Origin of the sequence: Mesorhizobium sp. M7A.F.Ca.MR.176.00.0.0 (assembly GCF_004023165.1) — a bacterium.
Classification (GTDB): Bacteria; Pseudomonadota; Alphaproteobacteria; order Rhizobiales; family Rhizobiaceae; genus Mesorhizobium.
In genome coordinates this window covers 20,126-37,459 of sequence record NZ_RZTC01000069.1, presented here as the reverse complement: position 1 = coordinate 37,459, position 17,334 = coordinate 20,126, and the positions used below count along the sequence as shown (strand labels likewise).

Annotated in this window: 11 protein-coding genes; 1 reads left to right on the top strand and 10 read right to left on the bottom strand. The window is 63.2% G+C overall.

What is annotated here, in order from left to right; translation table 11 throughout:
* On the bottom strand, nucleotides 1-2,352 hold a 2,352-nt coding region (locus EOB59_RS21895; RefSeq protein WP_206622064.1), incomplete at its 3' end, for a VCBS domain-containing protein.
* A 324-nt stretch (nucleotides 2,353-2,676) separates the two neighbouring features.
* On the opposite strand from EOB59_RS21895, the gene EOB59_RS21890 reads away from it, so the two are divergent.
* Nucleotides 2,677-3,606: a transglutaminase-like cysteine peptidase gene (locus tag EOB59_RS21890; RefSeq protein ID WP_128289221.1), complete on the top strand. Its 930-nt coding sequence runs from the start codon at nucleotides 2,677-2,679 to the stop codon at nucleotides 3,604-3,606.
* Nucleotides 3,607-3,665: 59 nt separating this feature from the next.
* Here EOB59_RS21890 and EOB59_RS21885 read toward each other — a convergent pair whose 3' ends face one another.
* From EOB59_RS21885 to EOB59_RS21845, 9 genes are all read right to left on the bottom strand, one after another.
* The gene (locus EOB59_RS21885; RefSeq protein ID WP_128289220.1) at nucleotides 3,666-4,301 is read right to left on the bottom strand and encodes a ribbon-helix-helix domain-containing protein; all 636 of its coding nucleotides are present in this window, start codon (nucleotides 4,299-4,301) and stop codon (nucleotides 3,666-3,668) included.
* Nucleotides 4,291-5,580, bottom strand: a complete 1,290-nt coding sequence (locus EOB59_RS21880) for an HlyD family type I secretion periplasmic adaptor subunit (protein ID WP_127271967.1) — start codon at nucleotides 5,578-5,580, stop codon at nucleotides 4,291-4,293. The genes EOB59_RS21885 and EOB59_RS21880 overlap by 11 nt, the downstream gene beginning before the upstream one ends.
* Before the next feature lie 42 nt (nucleotides 5,581-5,622).
* Nucleotides 5,623-7,755, bottom strand: coding sequence for a type I secretion system permease/ATPase (locus tag EOB59_RS21875; RefSeq protein WP_127271964.1), 2,133 nt, complete (start codon nucleotides 7,753-7,755; stop codon nucleotides 5,623-5,625).
* Nucleotides 7,756-7,794: 39 nt separating this feature from the next.
* Entirely contained in the window at nucleotides 7,795-9,243 is a 1,449-nt protein-coding gene (locus tag EOB59_RS21870) for a TolC family protein (protein ID WP_127809450.1), read from the bottom strand.
* Nucleotides 9,244-9,667: 424 nt separating this feature from the next.
* Nucleotides 9,668-10,204 carry an invasion associated locus B family protein gene (locus tag EOB59_RS21865; protein WP_245481874.1) on the bottom strand — a complete coding sequence of 179 codons (537 nt, stop codon included), beginning with the start codon at nucleotides 10,202-10,204 and terminating at the stop codon, nucleotides 9,668-9,670.
* On the bottom strand, nucleotides 10,201-10,662 hold the full coding sequence (locus EOB59_RS21860) for a DUF4189 domain-containing protein (protein ID WP_127809449.1): 462 nt from the start codon (nucleotides 10,660-10,662) through the stop codon (nucleotides 10,201-10,203). The genes EOB59_RS21865 and EOB59_RS21860 overlap by 4 nt, the downstream gene beginning before the upstream one ends.
* Nucleotides 10,663-10,701: 39 nt before the next feature.
* Nucleotides 10,702-11,370, bottom strand: coding sequence for a hypothetical protein (locus tag EOB59_RS21855; protein ID WP_128289219.1), 669 nt, complete (start codon nucleotides 11,368-11,370; stop codon nucleotides 10,702-10,704).
* Between the two features lie 13 nt (nucleotides 11,371-11,383).
* A complete protein-coding gene (locus tag EOB59_RS21850) occupies nucleotides 11,384-11,941 on the bottom strand; it encodes an invasion associated locus B family protein (RefSeq protein WP_128289218.1) in 558 nt (185 codons plus the stop codon).
* A 7-nt stretch (nucleotides 11,942-11,948) separates the two neighbouring features.
* On the bottom strand, nucleotides 11,949-17,204 hold the full coding sequence (locus tag EOB59_RS21845) for a YadA-like family protein (protein ID WP_128289217.1): 5,256 nt from the start codon (nucleotides 17,202-17,204) through the stop codon (nucleotides 11,949-11,951).
* Nucleotides 17,205-17,334 lie beyond the last annotated feature (130 nt).

Sequence of the window (17,334 nt, the reverse complement as noted above, 5' to 3'; positions counted from 1 at the left end):
GTCGTCGAGCCCGTCGGCGTCCGACACAGTGAAGGTGCCTGTCGCCACAGTGCTGCCGTCGCCGGCCGCCGAACCCGCCGCCAGACCCGCCTCATAGACCTGGTCATGCGCGCCGGCCGGGTTGCCCTGGTCAACGACGATCTGCGGCACGTCGTTGGTGCCGTTGATGGTGATGGTCAGCGTTGCCGTATCGGTGTCGCCGTCGGCATCCTTCATCGTGTAGTTGAAGGTCTCGGTCAGCGTCTGGCCGGCGTCCAGCGCCTGCACCGCCGGATCGGCATTGTTGAGCGTGTAGGTGTAGGTGCCGTCGGGATTGGCAACGAAGGTGCCGTGTGCGCCCGTCGTCGAGCCATCCCAGCTGACGAAGCTCGTCGGCGTGTCGGCGCCCGGCTGGTTGTTGGCATGAAGGTCGTTGGTCAGCACATTGCCGTTGACCGGCGAGAGCGCGTCTTCGCTGATGCTGTTGGTGTCGTTGACCGCATTAGGCACGTCGTCGACGATGTCGATGACGATGGCCGCCGGGGCCGACGACGATGTGCCGTCCGAGACGGTGAGCGAGAAGCTGTCGGTCTCGGTGACTGCCGGAACGTCCGTCGTCGTGCTGGTCAGTGTGTACTGATAGGCCGCAACACCGGTTGCCGGGTTGTAGCCGGTGATCAGCAGCGTGCCGTGGTCGCCCTGGAAGGCCGAACCGTTGAGGCTGCCGATGGCAACCGTGACGCCGCCGATGGTGACGGTCTGCACATCGTCGAGCCCGTCGGCGTCCGACACCGTGAAGGTGCCTGTTGCCACCGTGCTCCCGTCGCCGGCCGCCGAACCCGCCGCCAGACCTGCTTCATAGACTTGGTCATGCGCGCCAGCCGGGTTGCCTTGGTTGACGACGACCTGCGGCACGTCGTTGGTGCCGTTGATGGTGATCTCGACCGTTGTCGTCGAGGTATCGCCGTCGCCATCGGTCAGGGTGTAGGTGAACGTGTCCGTCAGATGCTGGCCGCTGGTCAGCGCCTGGACCGCCGCGGCGCCGTTGTTCAGCGTGTAGCTGTAGTGGCCGTCTGCATCGATCGTGATCGAACCGTAGCTGCCCCCCACGGCCGAACCGACATGGCCCGAGGCCGATGCAACCGTGCCTGCCTCGACGCCCGTTACCGTCGCCCCGTCCGCACCCCTAACGTCGGCAACGCCGTCCGTCACATTCGCGTCCGCGCCGCCGCTGGCCGTAATGACATTGCCGTCCGCGACCGTCGCACCGTCTTCCGTCACGCTGTCCGTATCGGCAACCGCCGTCGGCGCGTCGTCGACGATGGCGACGGCAAAGGTCGTGCTGGCCGAATCGCCGTCAACATCCGTGACAGTGATGCTGAAATTGTCCGGGACGGTGTCGTTGTTGGGATCATAGCCGGCTGTCTGATCGGTATGAATGACCGATTCGGTGACCGTGTAATTGTATTCGATAGCACCGGTGCTCGGATTGAAGGAGACGATCGTCAGGTAACCGTACTCTCCCGGGATCTGCTGGTTGACGCTAGTGACGGTGACGCCATTGATGACGATCGACCCAATTCCATCAGGCGCGTCGATGCTGATCGTTCCAGTGCTGGACGTTTCATTGTCGGTCAGCGCTTCGCTGCCCGGAGATTGCGCCCCACCGCCGTCAAGACCGGTTTCACTGGCCGCTTCGGTCGGGGCAAGCAGTGACGTGGCCGTCACTGAAACCTGCCTGTCGACGATGGACGGGAACAATTCGCGCCGCTCCAGGAGCCCGAACTGCAAGGCAGTCGGTGGCAGCAGTGCCGACAGGTCGAACCCGTCGCCGATACCGCCGGGGGGAACCGAGAAATCTCCGCCTGCGCTTGAATTCGAACCGCCAGGACCAGCCGACATGGAACCGTCGGCGCCGAAGGCGACATCGACATGGCTGGCTTCCAGCGCCGCCAGCAGCGCAACGCGCGGCACCTCGACGTCGCCGATGATGAAGGTCGGCACGTTGAGGGCGCCGTCCTTGATCACGATCACCGAGCCGTCGGCCTGTTCGAGCAGAAGGTTTTGGCCGTCGACCTTGATGTTGTCGATGGAGGCGTTGGCCGGAAGCCTCACCACATGGCTGGCGTCGGCTACATATTCGGGCGGCGCGGCTGCCGGCGGTGCCTTTGCTTCCGCGGGGGCTTCCGGCTTGACAGGCGCTCCGCCGCCGACATCGACCGGCACCGGTTCGGACGCTGCCGGCGCGGGCTGCGTCGAATTTGCCTGTGCGACCCGGATCTCCGCCGGTGATGCCTGATCGCCGTGTTCATTGGACACGGAATGCTCGTTCAAGGAAGCCGAAAAGCTGTCCAACTCGATATTGTTCGTCATGGCTGAAACCCCTCCGATATTTACCGGATAGAGACAGCGGCCACTTCTACTTTGCAACTGCCCCCTAGTCTATTTCATATATTATGATATGCATTGCCCGGCATTTTTTACACGTGGTAAACCGCTACAATATAACCGGTTATATGTAGGTTTCTGGAGACCTCCTTGACGGATAGCTGGGCGGCAATTTTCCGGTAAACCAAAGTATAAATTTGAATAAAATTTTAAGCAAAATGGATAAAGACAGTTGCTGGATATTTATCCACCTTCCTTTCCAATAATTTGAGACAAGATTGGTAGCGTCCACAGTCAAAGGTGGGCGTTATGAAAAAGCAAAAATCAGTTCCGGGAAAAACCCGGCTCCAGATGCTCCTGCTGGCAATCGGGCTTGTCGGCTTGGCGGGGCCGTCATTCGCGAGCGATATCGCCGCACCCGGCTGGCCTCAGGAGAAGGTCCAGACGCCACCCAGTCTCGGCGGTGTTTCGCTGGCGAGGCCCCAGCCCTGGCCGCCTGCGGGCGCTTACCGGATCGGTCTGGTCACCGGCAGCTATGGCCCAGATGTTGGCCGCGGGGATGGCTCGTCAACGGCGCGAGATGACGCCGGGATAGATCCGCTGCAGACCGCGTCGATCATTCCGGGGGTGTTCGGATCGGTTGCCTTGTCCATGCGCAATTTTCCCGTCGCGGCTCGCTGGGCGCCCGTCTACCGGGCAATCGCCGCTTGTTCGGCAGGCAGCCCCTGCGAGCGCAAGAGCGCGGCTTTTGCCGGCATGATCGCCGCCGCACAAGGCAAGGGATTCAGCGAGAAGCTGTCCTTCGTCAACAGCAGCGTAAATCGCCTGATCGCCTACAGGAAAGACAGCGTCGTCTACGGCAAGCTCGATTATTGGGCGAAGCCTTCGGAGATTCTCGAGCGGCGAGCCGGCGATTGCGAGGATTTTGCCATCCTCAAGATGACGGCCCTGCTGAGGGCCGGCATTCCGACGCAGAGCATGGCGCTTGTCGTCCTCCAGGATCGCAAGAGAGGCTTCTTTCACGCAGTGCTGTCGGTGAGCACAGGCAGCGGCACCTTCATTCTCGACAGCCTCAGCAACACTGTCGTGCGTGACAGCGATCTTCCGGATTACGTTCCGCTCTATTCGTTCAGCACGGACCGGGCCTGGATCCACGGTTCAAGACCGGGCGGAGCCCAGATGGCCGACATCAAGGGCGGTTTCGCAACCGTCGCACCCGGCGAAGGCTTTCAGCCATAGGTTCGCCAGCATTGGCGATGCATCCAGAGCAACTCCGGTAAGTGTAACGGTGAACTGCTCTAGCCGCCGAAGACGAACGCCATCAGCAGCTCCGGCTCGAGCACCGGAGCCCGCACCGCATTCAATTGTCCCCGGTATCGACGGTCGCCCGCGCCGATGACAAAACCGGTGGCCACCGGCGATTCGCCATTGGCATCGAGCCGCGCGAATATGTCGGACACATTGAGGTCCAGCGCCAGCTTGAGATCGTGGCGTGCGTCATCGCTTGGGGCGATCGGCAATTGACGTTTGACGAGTTGCTGGAACGGCGCGTTGAACGACAGGATCTTCTTCGACGAAGCCAGGGCAAAGGCGGGAGACGGGCAAGCGACCAGTATGGCGTTGATGGTGTTGATCGATGCAAGCTTTCGCAGGGTCAGGTTTTCGTCACCCAATCCACGCATGCAGGCCACCCGGATCGCGGATGTCAAATTGCCTGTCTGTGCCTGGCTTTCGGCGATCTCGTCGATGAGCATGCCGATCGTGCACTTCCTGCTTTCGGCCATCTGCTTCAGCGACATCCAGAATGCCCGCTCCAAACGGATGCCGCGCCGGATGCCGCCGCGCGCCACAACCCGGAATTCCAGTCCAAAATCCTCGGCGGCGACTGGAGGCAGCAGCCGACCGGAATGATGAAGGCTGGCGCTACCGCTCACTCATCGCCTCCTCGCGCGCCTTGTTGATCGGCTTCAGGAGGTAGTGCAGGATCGTCTTGCGCCCGGTCTTGATGTCGACCGAGCAGATCATTCCAGGGATGATCGAATAGGCCTTGCCGTCTCTTTGAAGGGTGGATTTGTCCGTCGCCACACGCACCTGATAGTAGGGTTCCCCCGTTTTCTGATCGACCAGGCTGTCGGCTGTGATGTTCGAGACCTTGCCCTCGATGCCGCCGAAGATCGAGAAATCATAGGCAGTGACCTTGATAAGGGCTACCTGATCGGGACGGATGAACGCGACATCCCGTGGCGAGACCCGTGCCTCCACCAGCAACGTTTCGGAGGTTGGCACGATGCCCGCAACGACCGCGCCAGGCTGGACGAAGGCCCCCACCGTGTTCAACTCCAGCGTGTTGACGATGCCGTCCACGGGAGACCGGATATCGGTGCGCGCGACCTTGTCGGTGGCTCCCCTTATGGTTTCATCCACCACCGAAAGTTCCGCCAACGCCTGGGTAAGGTCGTCCAACGCCTCCTGCTGCAATTGCAGGCCGAGTTCTTCGACCTGAAGCTGGGCTTCCGTGATCGACGATTTGATCTTCTTTATCGTTTCGCCCGCAAGGTTCAGCTGGCCGTTGAGCTCGGTCTGTTCGCGCTCCACCCGGAGTTGCTCGGTCCGCGCCATCAGGCCTTTCTTGACCATCGCGTCGACCAATTTTGCCTCCTGGTCGCTGACGACCAGGTTCTTTGTAAGACGATCGGAATTGGCCTGCGCCTCGGCCAGTTCCCTCTCGCGCTGGTCGAGGCGTGACTTGAGCACGGACAGCTTGTTGTCGAAGTTCCCGCGCCGGGCGATGAGCAGCTTCTGTTCATTGTCGCAGATTTGCGGAGCGACCGACTGGATGTCCTGCGGGCACGGAAATGGGCCCGAGAGATTGCCGGCCTGTTCGTATTTCAGCCTTGCTATGCGCACTTCCAGCGCGCGCGCCTTGGCCTGCTGCTCGCCGAGACTGGACGTGTTGAGCGTGTTGTCCAGGCGGATGATGAGATCGTTCTTCTTGACCACCTGGCCAATCGTCACGGCGATTTCCTGAACGACACCGGCTTCACTCGCCTGAATGATCTGGGTCTTGGAAGCGGGTATGACCTTGCCGTCGCCGCGTGCGATCTCATCGACTTCGGCAAAGGACGCCCAGGCGACGAAGACCACGAAGAGCGCTCCGATGATGAATATGGACGCCGACGCAAACAGCGGCGGTCGATCTTCTCTGGCAAGCATTTCCCACGCCCCAACGCATTGGATGCAGCAATATTTGTTTTGTCAGGCGCTTGTTTTCTGCAACGCCTGTATGACTTGGTCCTTCGGTCCGTCGGCAACGATTCTGCCCTGTTCGATAACGATCAGGCGGTCGGCCAGCTCAAGCATGCTGAAGCGATGTGTCGAGACGATCAGCGTGGTGTCGCGGTCGAAGGCGACTTTGAGCTGCTTGATCAACTGGCGTTCCGATGCGAGATCCATCGAGCCCGACGGCTCGTCCAGAAAGACGATTTTCGGTTTGGTCAGCAGCAGGCGTGCGATCGCCACCGTCTGCCTCTGGCCACCGGAAAGATTGGTGCCGCGCTCGCCGACATTCATGTCGTAGCCGCGCGGGTGGCGTGAAACGAAATCGTCGACGCCGGCCGCCTTTGCCGCTTCGATGATCTGTTCGTCTGTAGCCTCGGGGCATGCCATCAGGAGGTTTTCCTTGATGGTGCCCGAGAACAGGTCGCCGGCCTGCGCAACGATGCCGACCGCGGCGCGAACCTCGGACGGGTGATACTGGCGAATGTCGATCCCATCCAGCAGCAGCTCACCGGAAGTCGGCAGGAAGAGCCGGCCGATCAGCCGCCCCATCGTCGTCTTTCCCGATCCTATGCGGCCGATGATGCCGATCCGCTCACCCGGCTTGACCGAGATATTCAGGCCGGTCAGAACTTCGTTTTCCGAGCCTGGATAGACAAACCCGACATTCCTGAACACCATCGCCCCCTTGCGGATGGGGCGGTTGACGAAGCCCACCGTGTCGGGTCGATCTTCCGGCTGAGCCATGATCGAGTTCACCATTCTCAGCGAGAGCATGGCCTGGCGAAACCGGGACAACGTTATGGCAATCTGGCCGAGCGGCGCCACGGCCCTGCTCGCCAGCATCACCGTTCCTATGATTGCTCCTGTCGAAACATGCCCTTCCGAGAAGGCATAGGCGCCGGCCACGACCAGGGCGACGGTCACCAGCTGTTGTATGGACTGGGTGATGTTGCCCGCCGCCGCCGAAAGCTGCTTGATCTTCTCGGACGTGTTGGCGGCGTTCTTGGAGTGCTCTCCCCATTTTCGCAGCAGATACGCCTCGGCGCGCAGCGACTTGATGGTCTCCAGCGTCGAGATGGATTCGACCAGCAGGGCCTGGCGCTGCGACGCTTCGTTCATCGAGGCGGCGACGCGCTTGCCGATGCGGCGCTGGGTGATCAGGCCCACGATGACGGACATCACGAAGGCCAGCGCCGGTATGATCACCAGCCATCCGCCTATCGCATAGATCACAAGGAGAAAGACGAAGACGAATGCCGTGTCGATGAACACGCTTATGGTGTTGGAGGTGAAGAACTCCCTGACGAATTCATATTGCGTGACCCTGTTTGCGTATTCACCGGTCGAGCCGGGGCGCGCCGACAGCGACGAGTTCAGCACTTTCTCGAACAGCAGATAGGATATCCGGAGATCCGCCTTGCGCCCGGCATAGTCGATGAGGGAGGCCCTGGCCGTCTTCAAGAGCAGGTCGAACAGGATGACCGCGCCGATGCCGAGAGCCAGCACCCATAGTGTCGATATTGCCTTGTTCGGCAGGATCCTGTCGTAGACGTTCATGGTGAAGATCGGCGAGGCTATGGCCAGCAGATTGATGAACACCGCCGCCAGTACGACTTTTGAGTAGGTGCGCCAGAAAGCGCCCATCGTCCCCGTAAGCCAATGTCTCCGCTCGATCCTGGCCGCCGAGCCGACCGACATGGTTTCGGCGGCATTGGCATAGGTGATCGAGAAGGAAGCGCCGCCGCTGATGTAGCTGGCGGCCAGTTCCGATCGGCCGATCGTGGTGCGGCCGTCTTCCTGGGGCGCGGTGATATACGCATCGTCTTCGCCCAGAGCGAGCAGGGCAACCGGCAATTGGCTGACGCGAAAGACGATTGCCGGCAGGTCGATACGCCCCCTGAGAAAATCGCGGTGGTTGAACTCGGTGACTTCCAGGCCGATGCGTTCGGCAAGGTGCCTGATGTCGTCGGCCGCAATTCGCGTGTCCGAGAGCGGCACGCCGGCAAACAGCACGGTCTCCGCGCTCGGCCTGCCGAGATATCCGGCAACGGCCGAGAAGCAGGCCTTGAACGCCTCCTTGGGGGAGAGGATATTGGGTTGCTGGTTCACGATCTGCCCGTCAGGACGCTCGCTGGACCTTGCGTCGTCTTATTTCTTCCTCACCGGGGCGAGGATATCGAATGGCAGGTCGTTCTTCTGCTCCGATGGCGTCCGCGCATAGGTCTCGGTGTCCGCGGTTTCCGGTGTTGCAAACTCGGTGCGCGCATAGGCTGTCGCTTGCTTTGCCGGCTCGAGATTCATCGTTTTCAGCAACTGTCCGGTCGCGGCCAGGAGCCGGTACTGGGCAAACAGCGATGCGTAGGACGCGGTATCGGCCAGCGTTGCCGTGTTGAACCGCGTATTCTGCGCGTCGAGCACGTCGAGCAGCGAGCGCTGTCCAACCTTGAACTGCTCGCGATAGGAAGCGACCAGCTTTTCATTGGCGGCGGCCTGTTGCCTCAGGGTCTTCGCCAGATCGGCTTGCCGGAAACGGCGATCCCATGAGGTGCGAACGGCTTCCTCGATTTCGCGCAAGACCTGATGATAGGCGAGCCGCTGCTCGCTGGCGCGGCGGATCTGCTCCTGTTCATTGGCCTTGTCTATGCCGCCGCGATACAAATTCCAACGCAGCACCAGACGCGCCTGCAGGTCATTGGTGTCCCCGTCGTCGCCGTCAATGTCGGTGCCTGCCCTGGCCCGACCTTCAGCAATGACTTCAGGGCCATATTTCGCCCGGGCCGCATCCACCAGGGAAGCCGCGGCGTCGATATCGCTGGTGGCCATGTGAACGCGCGGATTGTTCTGTCGTGCCAGGCCGATCGCGTCATCCAGTGACCGCGGAAGCGCGGCGGCGACGTCACCCGGCCGCGAAGCATTGACCAGCGGCTTGCCGACGGTCTTGAAGAACCGGATCTTGGAGGCTTCCAGCTCTTCGGTCGCCTCCTGCATGCGGGCCTTGGCCGCGAACAGACGCTCCTCGGCCTGTTGGCGGTCGGCCTCGTTCAACGCCCCGCCTGAGATGCCTTGCCGGATGTCGCCGAGTATCGCCTGATGGAAACCCAGATTCTTCTTGGCTTCGGAAACGATCGAAGCCTGCAGCATGTATTCGAGGTAATCCTGGACAACGGACAGCCCGATGAATTCGGACCGTTCCAGCACCCGGAACGACGCTCCGTCGACGCGCGATGCCTGGCGGTTCAATTCCGCGCGACGCGCTCCGCTGTCGAATAATTTCTGGGTCACCACCAGATTCGCTTCCGCCGGATAGAGCGAATCGTTCTCTATCGACAGCGAGCGCCGGGACGAATTGTCGAGCCGGCGAACGCCAGCCGATCCCTCGACATCGACACTGGGAAGGTAAAGGCCCTTGGCCTGCCGCAACTCGAACTCGATTGCTTCGCGGTTTTCGATCGCCTGTCCAATCTCGGGATTGGATTCCACCGCGACAGCCATCGCCTCCTTGAGCGTAAGCGCATGAGCACCCCCGCAGGTCAGCATGGTGGCCGCCATCAAAAGACCAAGGCGCCTGCCTATGGTCGACATGTTTGTCGTATTCATTAATCCCACCCTAACGTTTCCCCAGCGTCCTTTTCAGAGCGCTAACCAAGCCAAGGCCTGCCCGTCGGTGGATTATTCACAAATTCACGAAATGTGTGAGCGATTATTGATTTAGAGGGCGCTAAATAGCCTTTTTGGGCAACAAGGCTGCGAGATGTAGCAAAAATAGCACATAACGTCGGCTCGCTGCGGTTGTATCCGGACGCCCCATTCAGTGGGCAAGCACAAAAAATCGCAGGCCAGTGGGCCGATATGCCCAGAATCATGGCCGGTTCGGATAGCGGTTGTCGACAATCCAACCGGAGGTTGAACGCTTTTTCAGGCACGCCCCCCTTGGGTGCCGCGTCCAAAAAATACTCCATAGTGGCGGCCGGCTTGCGCGTCATGTCGCTCATCACGGCCAAAAGCTGGTCAGCGCGTATCTCTAATTTGCGCTCAACGCCACCATGCGGTCGAGCGCCGCGGTCAGGCCGCGAAGCGACACCGGGAAGCTCAGCGGGGTCTCGGCGTCCGTCGTGACATTGAGCTTCAGCACCGAGCCTCCCCTCAGCTTTCCAAGCGTCGGCCGATCGACGGTAAAGACGGAGACGCAACCCGTCGGCAGGCAAGTCCTGAATCGCTGCGGGGACAGTGGCGGCTGATCATCGATCTGCAGCGTCACGCCCGGATCGAGCAGGATGCCGAAGGGCAAAAGCAAGGTAGCCGTCGTCGAGCCGTCCGGGCGTGCCGCGATCTCCACGGCAAGAAGCCTCTGCCCGTTCTGCTGGACCTGGTCTTGCGCGAGCGAGCACACTCTCGCCTTCTCGCGAACCGAACAGGTCACACTCCAGTCCTGATAGACCTCACGCAGCGATGACGGTCCGTCCGGGACAGCCGCCACCTGTTGCTGGGCGGACGCCGGCGACATCAACGAGAATAGAATTGCCCCACATGCGGAGACGGCCTTCGGGCCAGGCTTCATGTGCAGACCCACTCGCGGATCTTGCATTTCTCTCCCGTCGCCTCGCAGGCCTGCAAAGCGAGATCCTCCGCTTCCCGACGGGTCTCTGCCGAGTTCACGCCCCAGGGCGTAAAACGGTTCTCCACCTTGTCCGCCACGGCGAGGGCACCGCAGTGCTTGTAGGGAAAGCCGGTCTCGTCGTCATCATTCCAATGGCGATGGTTGCGGAAGACGGTGACGACGTTGCAGGCTTTTCCGCCCGCGTTTTCGCAATATTTCTGTGCGATGTCCTTCGCTTCCTGCCGCTTGTCGGCGCCCCAGAAGAAGCCGTATTTGCTATCGGCCTGCGAATAGGCAATGGCCGCCCATATGCCTTTTTCCTCCTGTTGCGGCTCCGATGGGGCCACAAGGTCGGCTGAGACGACTTGTCCGCTCCACAACAGGGTCAAGCCCAAAACTGCCAAAGCCTGCGATCTCATGGTCGGCCATCCTTTCCTTAACCTCAATCGCTTCGCGTCCTACTTCGCCGCCGAAGCGAGGGAGATCACCACACAGCTTTTGCCCGTCGGCAGGAGAAGCGCTTCACCGGCATTGCCGCCGAGTTCGTAGACCTCGACCTGCCCGAGATGGTCGGTAATCTTGCTGCCCTGCGGCAGGATGGATGCGATGTCGGCGCACGGGCTGGCGAACGGCGCCACCCGCACCATCGCCCCTTCGCAACCGGTGGCAGTAGGCGAAGCGAACACGATGCCGGCGGCCGGTCCGCTATAGCGTTCCGACGCATAGTCCATGCCGACAAAGGCCTGGATGGCGTGCTTGTCGGCCGCCTGATCGTTCCACAGGGATTTGACGCTGTATTTCGTGCCGTTCGTCAGAATCTGTCCGAGCGTCGGATAGACGGTCGAGCAGGCCTGCACACCGGCCTGCTTGACATGCTCGAGGAAGGGCGTGTCCGGAAGCACGGGGGCCGCCGCAGTTTCTGCAGGTGCGGCCGTCGCGCCGCCGACCAGATTGGCGATCGCGGCATAGTTCCCGGCGGCGAAGCCAAGCCCCGCCACGACCAATCCCAGCAATGAATATCCGGCCACGCGTGGCCAGCGCCGCCGTGGGGGCTCGGCCCGCCTCTGCCGATCCGCCTCGACGGCCGGAGTGCGTTTCGCGGACGTGAACTGGTCCTGCTGGCTCATGGTGATGCCCCGATTATTTGAGTGGTGAAAGGGCCTCTGACAGCCCCTTGAGTGTTGCGGTCACGGTGATCGTCTGGCCGTCGACTGTCGAATAGGAGATCGCCGGTGTCGCATTCTGCGAGATCTGCCGGCGCATGAGGGGGCCGACCGGCAACATGCCGACACAGACCATTTCGTTGCAGCCGTTCAGGTGCACGTCGATCGGCTGCTTCTGTCCATCGAACTTCAGCGACACCAGGCCATCGCTCCTGGCATTCGCAGCGGTGCGCAGGATCATGTAAGGCTTGCCGTCCTGTGTGGCGGCAAGCGACCAGCTGAAGGCCATCTTGCCTGCTGCGTCCTCGATGATCTGCGAGACGTTGCAGACCTTCTTGCGGGCCTTGAGGTTCTCGTCGCAGATCAGCGTCCAGTTATCGAATGGGCGGATGGTGCGCTGATAGTCGCCGAGCTTCACCTCGGGCGGCACCACCACGTCCGATGGCTTGATCCTGTAGGTCGAGGCGACCTGCCCGGCGGCCGGCACCAGGCCGCCGCAGAGCGCCAGGCAGGTCAGGGCAACAAGTCCTTTCATTCCTGCCTCAGTTCAAGGTGAAGCTGATGCCGGCACCGACACCGACATGCCCACCCGCGGCCGTGCCCGACAGATTGCCCCGGATGCGGCCGTCTTCGCTGGTGTAGCCCGCACCGAAGGCGAACGCGCCTGCGTCCCGCCACAAGCCGCCGCCCGCCGCCACGCTCAGCTTTCCGGGCCGGTCGTCATAGCGCAGCGAGGCAGCCGCAAGGCCTATTGCGGCCGCCTGCCGCGCCTCGTCGCGGATGCCGCTAATGTCCGAATTGAGCTGGCTGAGCTTCTGGTCGGTATAGTCGTTGGCCTGCTGCAAGGTCGTGACCGCCACCTTGTCGGTGTAGTCGTTGGACGTATCGATAGCGTAGGCTACGCGGTTGTCCGTATAGCTCTTGCCCGCGGTCAGGCCCTGGTTCATCTGGTCGACGTTGACCGCATCGGTCCCTTTGACGCCGGGGCCGACATTGGAGATGACGACCGGCGCGTTGACGTCGCCGCCCTGCAACGTGATGGTGTTCGACTTGACGCCGCCCGGGGCGTCATAGGTCACCGCGTTCTCGGTAAGGTTTCCGACGCCGGCTTTCAGATCCTCGATCGCCGTATTGGTGGCGTAGAGCTGCGAGCCGTTGATCGCATCGGTGCTGTCGGAAGACACGCGGCCGGCAGCGACATTGGTGATCGTCCGCTCGGCGCCGGCGTCGCCGACGCTGACGGTTCCGGTTGGAGTCGTTCCGGCATAAGTGTAGGTCTTGCCGTTGATGACGGTGCTGGAGGTCCCGACGGCGGTCTGCGTCACCGAACCGGAACCGAGCGCCACATCGTTGGCATTGTTGGCCTGCGCGCCCTGGCCGAGCGCGACGGCGCCTTGCCCAGCGGCCGTCGAGCCATGTCCCGCGGCCAGGCTGTCGGTGCCGCTCGCCACGCTCTCCGGTCCGATCGCAACGGCGTTGGTGCCGCCGGCGATGCTGTCGGCCAGCGTCGAGTTGGCGTGGAAATACTTGATGCCGCCGCCATTGCTGATGCTGGTCAGCGCATTGTCGACGGCCGTGAAGCCGTCATAGACGGTGGAATAGTTGTTGCCCTGGATGTTGTAGGTCGGGCCGGTGATCGAGCCGTCGGGATTGACGGTCGTGCCGCCGCCGAACAGGTTGCTGACGTTTTGCGTCACGCCGCGCAACTGCGAAACGTTGACGCCGTCGGTGTCGGCAGAGCCCGCCGCGACATTGGTGAGCTTGCGTTCGGCCCCGGCAGAGCCGATCGACACCTCGCCGACCGACGTTTGCGGACCGGCGAGCGCAAAGGCCGTGTAGCCTGCCTGCGCGCCGACCGTGGTGATGGACTGCGCACCGAGCGCCACGCTGTTGATGAAGGTGCTCTGGGCGCCGGCGCCGAGCGCCACCGACTGGATGCCGGACGCCAGCGAATTGGTGCCGAAGGCCAGGCCGTCGGCCAGCATGACATGGGCGTTCTGGCCGATCGCGGTTCCGCCGGGTGCGGTCTGGTCGACGATGGCGCCGTTGCCGATGCCGATGCCGTTGTCGCCGTTGACGACCGTGGTCGGACCGACCGCGACCGACTCTGCCCCGACCGCCAGCGAGTCGCCCGCCGCCGAATTGGCATGGAAATACTTGGTCGAGGTGACCGATACGGCAGCTATGGCGCCGGCGAGTTGGCGCACCGTCACCGCGTCCTGGTCCTGGGTGCCGTCGGCCACATTGGTGATCTGCCGGTACGAGGTGGCATCGCCCACCGAAACGGCGCCGAGCAGCGTCTTGTCGGTGGTGTTGTACTGGATGAAGTTGGATGGGCCGGCGGGCAATTGCCCGGTAGTCGGAGCGATCGCACGATCGGAAACCGAGCCCGAACCGAGCGCCACGCCGCCGTCGATGCTGGCATTGCTGTCGCGGCCGAGCGCCAGCGCGCTGTCGCCGGTCGCGGTCGCCTGGTAGCCGACGGCGGTGGAGCCGACCCCTTGTGCGAAGGAATCGGTTTGCGCCAGACCGGCCTCGTTGGTGCGGGCGTAGCGGATGCCCTCGCCATTGGCGTCGGTATAGGCGGTCGAGGTGTCGCCGGCGATGTTGTTGATCGTGTTGCCGAGATCGGTCACCGAACCGCCAATGGTGCTGAGCGTGGTGCCGATGGCGTCGACGGCCTGGTTGGTGGCGGCGAGCTGCGAACCGTTGATGGCGTCGGTCGACGTCGAACTGATCCGCCCCGCGGCGACATTGGTGATGGTACGTTCCGCGCCGACCGTGCCGACGCTGACCGTCGAAATCGGAGTGGTGCCCTGGAAAGCGTAAGTTGTGCCGTTGATTACGGTGCTCGGCGTGCCGACGGCGACGTCGGTGACACTGCCCGAGCCGAGCGCCACATCGCCTGCGTTGCCAGCGGTCGAGTTTGCACCCAGCGCGAGCGCATCCGCGGCGCTGGCATTCGCTTGCATGCCGAGAGCGGTCGCCTGGAGGCCGGTAGCAAAGGCGTTCTGGCCGATCGCGGTGGTGGAGGTCGCTGTCGCGTTGGCATTCGCGCCGATGGCGGTGCTGTATTGGCCCGAGGCGTTGGAGATGTAGCCCATCGCCGTTGCGTCGAGCGCCGATGCGACGGCGCCGCTGCCGAAGGCCGACGCATTGGCGTCGGATGCGCTCGAATTGACACCGGCCGCGATGGCGTTCGTCCCCGTTGCGGTCGCGACGGGTCCGATCGCGACGGAGTCCGTGCCCGTCGCCGAGGAGTCCGCCGCCGTCGAGTTGGCATGGAAATACTTGATGCCGCCGCCGACATTGATGTTGTTGACGACGGCGCCGATGGCATCGACGGCCTGGTTGGTGGCGGCGAGCTGCGAGCCGTTGATGGCGTCGGTCGACGTCGAACTGATCCGACCCGCGGCGACATTGGTGATAGTGCGTTCCGCGCCGGGCGCGCCGATGCTGACCGTCGAGGTCGGGTTGGTGCCCTGGAAGGCATAGGTCGTGCCATTGACCACCCCACTGGCCGTGCCGACCGCCGTGGTGGTCACCGAGCCCGAGCCGAGCGCCACGTCGCCGGAGCTTGCCGCCGCCGTCGCGCCATCGCCAAATGCGATATTCCCGGCGAGGCCGGCGGCACCTGCCGTGGAGCCGTTGCCCAACGCCACTGAGCCTTGGCCGATCGCCTTGTTGTTGTTGCCGATGGCGACGGCACCGTTGGCCGCGTTGGCCGCGGTGGCGGTCGCCGTGCCGTCGCTGTTGGCGATGTTGTTTGCGCCGCCGGTGAAGGCGCCGGTGCCGCTGGCGAAGCTCGGATCGCCGATGGCAACCGCGCCGTCTCCATAAGCGACGTTGCCCGCACCGATGGCGACAGCCTTGCCGCCGCTTGCGTTTGCGTTGGTGCCGATGGCGACGGCGTCGACGGAGTTTGCGACCGCGTTCGTTCCGGCGGCGATCGCGTTCTGGGCACTCGCGTTCGCGGTATCGCCCATCGCCAGCGCGCTCGCGCCACTCGCCGATGCGCTAACGCCCAGCGCCGTTGCGCGCGCGAGGGTCGCACGGGCGCCATTGCCGAGCGCCACGGCGCCAACATCCGTGCCCTGGGCACCCGATCCAATCGCGACCGAGCCGATTCCACTCGACACGGCGGCATTGCCGAAAGCCAATGCGAAATTGCCTGAGGCGAGTGCGTTGGGGCCGAGCGTTGACGAGCTTATCCCCGTCGCACGGGAATTTACCCCGATTGCGACGGCGAACTGGGCCGATGCCACGCTTGTACGGCCGATCGCCGTGGCATCAGCCACGTTTGCCGTCACGTCCACGCCGATAGCGATCGCGCTCTGAGCGAGAGCCCCCGTTCCGACAGCGGAGCGTGCGCCCAGATAGATGGAATTCACGCCGCTGGCGATGGATCCCGTGCCAATGGCGGCGGCGTTAGTCTGGCTGGCTTGGGCGTTGTGGCCGATCGACGCGGTGTTGCTGACGGCGACACCAATACCGGCATTGGTTCCGATCGCGATGTTGTCGTTGCCGGTGACCAGATTGCCCGCGGAGGCGGAGAGCGTTGCGTCATAGGCAACGGCGCCGTCACCAGTGCCGAGGGCGACATTGCGCTGCCCCGTGACGCCGGAGCCAGCGCCTCTCAAGACGCTTGGGACGCCGCCGCCGACAGCGGTATTCTGTCCGCCGCTGACGAGCGTGCCTGCCGCGATGCCCACCGCGACCGAGCTGGCATTTCCGGTGGTCGAGCCGGCACCCGCACCCTGCCCGACCGCAACCGTGCTGTCGCCGATCGCCACCGCTTGCACCCCGAGTGCCGTTGAGCTGTTGCCGGTCGCCCTAGCAGCGTTGCCGACGGCGACGCCCGAGACTCCGCTGGCGTTGGCGCCGTTCCCGGCGGCGAGAGAATTGGCGCCGGTTGCCTGGCTGACCACTCCCAGCGCTATCGAATTGCCGCCGCTTGCGTTACTACCCGCTCCCATTGCGGTCGCGTTGCCGCCGGTTGCTTGGCTGGTCGATCCAACCGCGGTACCAAAGCTGTTGGCGACGGTCCCCGTGCCGAGGGCGGTCGAACTGTTCCCCGAAGCCTGGCTTACGCTGCCGATAGCGACGGAATTGCCGCCGGTCGCTTGGCTCGATACGCCAACGGCCGTCGCGGCGGCGCCAGCAGTAGCCGTGGAGCCGATGGCAGTCGCGTTCGCCCCGTTTGCGGTGCTGTTGACACCAAAAGCTGATGCTCCATCCACGAGCGCGCGGGCGTTCCCGCCTACGGCAAGAGCATTGACGCCGGTCGCGTTCGCGAAGACGCCTATGCCTATGGCGTTGAGGCCAGTGGCACTCATCGTATAGCCGATGGCGATCGAAGCATTGCCCGTTGCGGTGTTACCGGTGCCTATCGCCACGCCGTTGTCACCATTCACCTTGGCGCCAGCACCAATGGCGGTCGAGGCGGAGCCGGTGGCGCTGGTGGCACATCCGATCGCTGTGCTTTGCACCCCCGCGGAGGGAGTCGTGCAGTTCGCGGTGTTGGTCAGAACCCCGTTACCAATGGCAAGCTGCGCGAACGCCGGCTGCGGGACCATGATCCCCACCACGGCCCCGAGCATCCCGCCAACGCCCAAAGTTCCCAGCCCCAGGCGCTTGCGCCCCATACCGAGCGCACGATGCGCCATCCGCAGCACCGCCATCAGGCGGCGGCGAACCGAGCGGGAACTGACATCGGCCCCCGCGATCCAGTGCCCGGCGAAATGCGCCGCGCGACGCTGAACAAGAAGCGAGCCGTTCGAAAACTGGTTGTCGGTCATGGTTCCCTCTCCGCTGGCCGGCACGAAATGTCTGACAATTCCGCTCCACCGCAGGAAGACATGATTCCTGCCCGCGGTATTTCACGAAATTGCTGCCTTGTGAGAAAAGATCGGAGCAAACCTGCAGAGG